We start from the raw sequence: 6468 nt of genomic DNA, 5'->3' as shown, positions 1-6468 counted from the left end.
CAGGAACGTGGGCCAACGACATTGCGGCCACGCTCACCTCTCCCACCGACGGCCCGGTGACCCTGGAGTTGGTTTACAAGCGCGTGAAAGAGAGCTTCGTTGGCGCCGACGCCGACGAGTTGGCCCAGGCAATCAATGATGGCAGCCGGTTAGTAAGTGCGAGTGGGCTGGCTGACGCCGACAAGCTCAAAGTTCCGAAAACGATTACCGCAGCCACGGGTGGGAATGTGGGCGGGCCGGACGGCGTCACCGCGACCGCCACAGAAATCGCTAGCGGGCTCGCTCTGCTGGCGAACGAACCCGTGAACATCGTTGCGGTGGGCGGTCTTGACGCCAACGCGATTACGGGAACAGTGCTCGGCCATCTCGAGGCAACAGAGAACGACGGGCGTGAGCGAATGGCCGTGCTGGGAGCTTCAGGCGACGAACTGGCGAAGGTGGCTAACGACTCCAGTAAGGGAAGTAGTCCCCGCCTGATTTTGGTGGCGCCGGGGATCGTGGCTGACGATGCCGCGCGGGTGGGCGAAGCAAACAAGAGCGTGAAGTTGACGGCGCCTTATGCCGCCGGCCTCATCGCCGGTCGCTTGTCGACCCTGGCACCGCACATCAGCCTGACGAATAAAGACGTCGCGGCTGACGACCTGACCCGCTTTTACACACGCGCTGAGCAAAAGCAGTTGCTGGGCAATCGAGTTTTGGTGTTGCAAAGGAACCTGGGAATCCGGGTGCTGAAAGGCATCACCACCGACACTGGTGCGTTTCGACAGATTTCAGTGCGACGCATCGTCGATTACGCCAAGGCGGGCGTACGCATCGGCTCCAATCCTTACATCGGCCGGCTGAACAATTCCAGAGTTCGCTCGGCATTGAAAGCAACTCTGGATGGATTCCTCGCCAGCATGGTGGTGGATGAGATGCTGATCAGTTATCAGCTCGAAGTCACTGCCACGCGCGCGCAGGAGATTGTCGGCGTGGCTCTGGTAACCATGACCTTGCGGCCAACGTTCTCAATCGATTTCATCAAGGTGATCATGAACCTGGAATAACCGCTGGTCATTTCATTCTGGAGGAACTATGGCGACAACAGTTTATCGAGGTTCAGACGGCACGATTTCCCTCGCCGTCGAATCGGGACCGGAAGGGGACAAGGCTAAAGCGATCAACGATGCTTATTCGCTTACGCCGATTGGCAGGGTCACCGGCGTAACCGTGCGGGTGACTAACGACGTTCAGCCTTTTCACGAACTCGGTCAACGTTTTCCCACTGAATTGCGGCCCGGCAACGTGAACGTATACGGGACGATTGATCGCGCCTATATCAACGGCGCGCTCTTGAAGTTGATGCTGGGTGATGCTGCCGACAGCCGCCCGGCGGGCAGCTTCGTGAGCCCGTCTTTCAACCTTAATGTCCGGCTCGAGAACCCATCGCTTCCGGGCGTCACTTCGACGGTGACGGTCATGGGTGTGAAGGTGGAAGAGTGGGCCTACAACCTGCCCGAAGATGATTTTGCGATGGAGAAGATGAGCTTCCGTGCCCTCTGGGTCAAGGTTGAAGACAAGGCTGGAGCTTAGGATTTTTTTCGAAAGCCGAGGGTCGATGGCTAAAGCCTTATCCGCGGAAGATCTCCTCGCGGGAGCTTCCTCCACTCATAATGTGCAGATTCCCGCTGCGCTCCTCAATTCCGACGGCGAGTCGAACGGCGCGATGGCGGGTGAAGTCGTCCTGCGTCCGTTGACGGTGCGCGATGTGCAGCGGGTGACGACGGCTGCGAAAGAACAGCAAGTGCTGACCAGCGTGCTGATGGTCCAGCAGGCGCTGGTCAATCCACAACTTACGACGGAACAAGTGGGAGCTCTGTCGGCGGGGCTGGTTCAATTTCTTTTGGGCAAGGTCAACGCCGTGAGTGGACTTGCTCTCGATGGCGATGATCTTGAAAACGCGATCCGGGCGCCGTTGACGCGTGCCTGCTTCATCCTGGCGCGTGAATTCGGCTGGACGCCGGAACAATGTTCGGGGCTGACATTGGGCCAGGTGCTGTTGTACCTCGAGATGCTGGCGCGGGGTGACCGGGAGGGAGTGCAACTATGAACGCTGCTCCTCATCCGGCGCTGAGTAGGTTGTGGATCGAAGCGGCGGCCGCTGGTCGCGCAATGCGCAAGCTGTCCTCGCTTCAGAGCGCCTGGCATTCGCTAATGGAGTCAACTCTGGAATTACCTATTCTTAATTCGGAGGAGTCGGTGCTGCCGTTAATCGAGTTTGGCGCTTTCGGACCACCGATTGACGAAGCGCTCGCCCGGATCGACGCCCAACGCGATTCGAACGGGCGCCCGGAACCGGCAGCGACTCATCAACCACACTCTTCGTCGTCAGGCGGCGACGCGCACCGCGATCAAACCAGTCGGTCGTTTCCATTAGCAAACGCACCCACACTGGCGCGACTGACGACTTCGACCAACCCGGCGGTAAGTCAGCAAACAAAAACCGAAACACTCTCCGCGATTGCTCGCCTTGTCGAGTCTCACAAAGAGGCCGCTGCGGACAACTCAAGACCAGGCGGATCGGTCCCTCGGCTTGGGACTGCTCCTTCAGTTGATAACAGGGTGCGTCGGCACGTTCGCGAAGTTGAACGCCGGATTCGAACTTCGATTTTTAACAACCCTTCAGGGATAACTCGCGAAACCGCAGCCAATGATGTCCGGCAACTCGATCGAGTCCCAGCGGCCTCAGACGCAACTGCGGCTTCAAAATCGAGTCTCATTTCGATACCCCAGGCTCCCGCACGCGCATCTCTGGATGCCGAGGCGGCGAGAGTTGCCGGCAAGAAAAAAGTCGGCGGTGAACAGGCGCCGCGCAGTGACTTGTTTGAACAGGTCCTCGGCGCGGCGGTCGAACGAGTCCGCTCAGCGCGGCAGCAGCAGCCACTCCGCGAAGAAACCATTTCAAGTGAAACCGTTTCGCGTGAACGTGAGTCAGTTCTTCAAAGAGATCCGCCCCATTCACAACAAAACTTTCCGCGAACCGGACTGCAGCGACTGGCTGCACGAACGTTTCAGAGTGGCGGCGGGCCTGCAAAAGAATTTCGGTCGCCAAGCGAGCCGGACTTTGCTGCGTTTGCGGCTGCACAGTCTTTTAGCGGCTTGGAAAGCACTGAGTTTGCTTCGCATCTCAGACTGCTTTTACACCAGGAAATGGCACGTCACGGCATTAGCCTCGAGGATCTGGAGCAATGAAACCCGGCCGGCCTTCCGCCATCATCACCATCGACGGACGCGACTTGAGCGCGTCTGAGGCGGGCCTCGTGCGGTTGCGCGTCGTGCTCCGCAATGGCGCGCATCACTGGGCGGAAATTGTCGTGTGGCCGGTCTCAAAATTTGCGAAAGCAAAGCCGGGAGCTTCATTAGCGATCGCGCTGGGCACTAAAGACGCAGAAGAAGACGTGCTTGCCGGTGAAGTGACTTCGGTTCTGCGAACTGGCGAAGCAGTGGTTATCGAAGGGTTGAGCGCGACGTCAGCTTTGAGTCAAGCCAGGCGTTCGCAGACGTACGTCAGCCAGTCGATTGCCGACATCGTCCGCGATCTGGCATCAGCAGTTGACGTTGATGAGATCGAGGCAAGTGTAAAACTCGAGGCATATAGCGTGGACCAGCGGCGCAGTGTTTGGGGACATCTGCTAGACCTTGCCGGATTGACTGGTGCGGAAGTCGGCGCGAGCCCCTCCGGTGCTCTGCGATTTGTTCCCATCCGCTCCGGCACGGCGACGCGAACATTCCGGCACGGCGCCGAAGTGATCGAATGGCAAATTGCTGCAAACCGAAAGCCTGCAGAGGCGCCTGAGGTTGCACCGCATGGCGCCGGTAGCGAAGCAGGTCAACAGAAGTGGCACTGGTTGCTGCACGATCCGGTGGGAACTTCCGGCAAGCCGTCGCGCGTGATTGGCGCCTTTCATAGCCGCGCCGCCGCCGACGCGTTGGCCAAAGCGCTTGGTACGCGGGCCGAGCGTGCGGCATTTCGAGGTTGGGTCAAACTCGTTGGTGATTCAAAGGTAAGACCGGGAGAGATCGTTGAAGTCACCGATCTACCGGGCGGGGACTCAGAAGCGTTGCGTGTACTCGAGGTGGCGCACGCATTCGACGCCTCAGGCTTCCTGACCTCACTGGGAGTAGAAGGCGCGGGCGGTCAGGGGGTCTCTTTATGAGCGATACCGTCACCATGCTGCGCGCTATCGTCCGCGAAGAGTTGACCCGCTGCCGGCTCAATGAACTGGGACTGGTCACCGAAGTGTTTCCTGGAGACGGCAGCGAAAACAATCATCAAGTCAATGTTCGTTTGCGATCCAGCGGCATTGAGTTGCAGCGCGCGCCCGTGACCGTGGGTCGTTTGGGTTTTTCGATGTTACCGGAAGTGGGCGATCTCGTTTTGGTCGCTTTTGCCGATGGCGACATCAACGCGCCGGTGGTAATCGGGTCGCTCTACGACAATGAAAAGCAGCCCCCACAAGCCGGACCGCTCGAGACTGTTTACCAACCTTTCGGAGATGAGGACTCGTCGATTCGACGGCTGCACCTGGAACTTCCGAGTGGTACGACGCTGACCATCGATGATGACAAGATTCAGATCGAGAGCGGTGGAACGAAGGTGATCGTTGAACGCGACGGAGACGTGTCTATCAAGTCTCCCGGAAAAATCACCATCGAATCAAGCGGGGACATGACGCTCGACGCCGGCGGTAATCTGCAGCTCTCGGCGCAACAAAACGTAACGATCAAGGGCCTCTCAACCACACTTGAAGGCCAATCAAACGCGAAGGTGAAGGGACCGGCGCTCACACTCGCCGGCATGACCAGCTTTAGCGCTAGCTGAGAAAGAGATCGCAGATGCCTGGACCACCAGTCAGCATGGGATGTGCAGTCGTGCTCAGCCCCGGCGCGTCCGGACCGCCCGACAGCGGAGTTATCGTCGCCATCACTCAGGCGATTGCGACTGCCAACGGAATGCCGCTGGCGACCGTGGGCAGTATCTGTCAGATGGTTAACTCGGTATCCGGCGTTCCCTATCCGCTGCCGATTGGTTCGGGTGGATCGGGTTCGGTGAACATCAACGGGATGGCGCTGGTGAGGCTTGGAGATCAGATTCCTTCAGGTCCGGGAATTCTGGCGATCCTGGGTCCGCCGGCGGCGCCATTCGTCAACGATCAGGGAGCACCATGATGGCGAACCGGGACGCACAAAAGTTGGCGCCACTTTTCGGTCGCGATTTGCGACTGCTCTACGCTTTGGGTGGTGGGTTTTTCGAAGACGCTGACCTCGCCAGTGGAAAGCCGTTTGAAGGGCTGCGGCGTGAGCGAGATCTACTTGTTGGCGAAGGAATCGAGAACCTGACCCAGGCGATTGCCAACCGCCTGAAAACCAGAAAAGGTGAACTCGCTGGTTTGGGACACCCTGATTATGGCTCGCGCCATCACGAACTTATCGGCGAGCCAAACGTCGACCGAACCCGCAACTTGATCAAGTTGTACGTGCTGCAGGCGCTCCGCGATGAACCGCGCATCGAGCGCGTGATCTCCGCACAAGTCAGGGCCGAACACGATCCGCCGCGCGAAACGGTGCGCATTGAGTTGCTGGTACGGGTTATCGGCCAGCCGGCGCCACTGAATCTGGTAGTGCCTTTTTCACTGGGAGTCGCATTTTGAGTTACGCGTCTGAGCCATACGCCCAATTCGTTGACGATCTGTTGATGGCGCTTACCGGCGGCGCCGTGCGGCAGCATTTTCGTTTTCTGAAGGAGCTGGAACCGTACCGGCTCACCGATCCGGATCCGATCATCCCGAATACCGTCCAGGTCTTTGGAATTGCCAACGGAGTTTATCGCCGTTTTCGCTTCAACCTCGATTACAGGTTGTTGGAAGGCTCGATTATCGATTGGTTAAAACGTGACGACGGCACCCCGAAAGCGGACGCAGTCTGGCCGGACGAGGGGACGACTTTTTACGCAAACTTTGAATCTCTATCCGAAGGGGGCGCCGCTCCGAAGCTTACGGATCGCAATCCGGGAAGCGTAACCCGGCTGCTCGCGGAAAGTTTCGCGCGCGAGTTTGCAGTCGTCTCACGGCAATTGGAAGAGGTGTATAAATCCGGCTTCCTCGACACCGCCGGCGGACGCGATCTCGATCAAATTTCTGCCCTTGTAGGCGTCACGCGTCGCAATGTCACCTTCGCTTCAGGCACCGTCATCTTCGGACGGTCGACACCTTCTCCGGCCGACATTTTCATTCCCGCGGGCACCAAGCTCTCTACCGCCGAGCCGCCACCGGTGTTGTTTGAAACTATCCAGGCGCAAACTTTGCGACGCGGAAATCTCAGCGTTGAAGTTCCGGTGCAGGCGGTAGTCACTGGATCTTCCGGTGTAGTCCCGGCAAATGCAATTCGCGTAATTCATCGCCCGATTCTCGGAATTGAGACCGTCAACAA

Annotated in this window: 9 protein-coding genes; all 9 read left to right on the top strand. The window is 58.5% G+C overall.

Going from position 1 to position 6468, the window contains the following annotated elements; translation table 11 throughout:
* On the top strand, nt 1–1046 hold a 1046-nt coding region (locus tag VN887_03705), incomplete at its 5' end, for a phage tail sheath C-terminal domain-containing protein (protein HXT39108.1).
* A gap of 28 nt (nt 1047–1074) precedes the next feature.
* A complete protein-coding gene (locus VN887_03700) occupies nt 1075–1572 on the top strand; it encodes a hypothetical protein (GenBank protein ID HXT39107.1) in 498 nt (165 codons plus the stop codon).
* A gap of 25 nt (nt 1573–1597) precedes the next feature.
* Complete coding sequence (locus VN887_03695; protein ID HXT39106.1) at nt 1598–2089, top strand: hypothetical protein; 492 nt, start codon at nt 1598–1600, stop codon at nt 2087–2089.
* Nucleotides 2086–3231 (top strand): hypothetical protein, encoded by a 1146-nt coding sequence (locus tag VN887_03690; GenBank protein ID HXT39105.1) that lies wholly within the window; start codon nt 2086–2088, stop codon nt 3229–3231. Before VN887_03695 ends, VN887_03690 begins: the two co-directional genes overlap by 4 nt.
* Nucleotides 3232–3275: 44 nt before the next feature.
* Complete coding sequence (locus VN887_03685; GenBank protein HXT39104.1) at nt 3276–4196, top strand: hypothetical protein; 921 nt, start codon at nt 3276–3278, stop codon at nt 4194–4196.
* Nucleotides 4193–4861 (top strand): phage baseplate assembly protein V, encoded by a 669-nt coding sequence (locus tag VN887_03680; protein ID HXT39103.1) that lies wholly within the window; start codon nt 4193–4195, stop codon nt 4859–4861. Before VN887_03685 ends, VN887_03680 begins: the two co-directional genes overlap by 4 nt.
* A gap of 14 nt (nt 4862–4875) precedes the next feature.
* Nucleotides 4876–5208 (top strand): hypothetical protein, encoded by a 333-nt coding sequence (locus VN887_03675; GenBank protein HXT39102.1) that lies wholly within the window; start codon nt 4876–4878, stop codon nt 5206–5208.
* 47 nt (nt 5209–5255) lie between these two features.
* Complete coding sequence (locus VN887_03670) at nt 5256–5690, top strand: GPW/gp25 family protein (protein HXT39101.1); 435 nt, start codon at nt 5256–5258, stop codon at nt 5688–5690.
* The coding region (locus tag VN887_03665) for a baseplate J/gp47 family protein (GenBank protein ID HXT39100.1) at nt 5687–6468 on the top strand (782 nt) is incomplete at its 3' end. The genes VN887_03670 and VN887_03665, both read left to right, overlap by 4 nt.

It is taken from the genome of Candidatus Angelobacter sp. (assembly GCA_035607015.1).
In the GTDB taxonomy this organism is placed as follows: Bacteria; Verrucomicrobiota; Verrucomicrobiia; order Limisphaerales; family AV2; genus AV2.
This window is presented reverse-complemented; position numbering and strand designations above follow the sequence as displayed.

Excerpts from the sequence above, each read along its gene's own strand:
- VN887_03700 (HXT39107.1), top strand. The coding sequence starts at position 1,075 with ATGGCGACAACAGTTTATCGAGGTTCAGACGGCACGATTTCCCTCGCC.
- VN887_03695 (HXT39106.1), top strand. The coding sequence starts at position 1,598 with ATGGCTAAAGCCTTATCCGCGGAAGATCTCCTCGCGGGAGCTTCCTCC.
- VN887_03690 (HXT39105.1), top strand. The coding sequence starts at position 2,086 with ATGAACGCTGCTCCTCATCCGGCGCTGAGTAGGTTGTGGATCGAAGCG.
- VN887_03680 (HXT39103.1), top strand. The coding sequence starts at position 4,193 with ATGAGCGATACCGTCACCATGCTGCGCGCTATCGTCCGCGAAGAGTTG.
- VN887_03675 (HXT39102.1), top strand. The coding sequence starts at position 4,876 with ATGCCTGGACCACCAGTCAGCATGGGATGTGCAGTCGTGCTCAGCCCC.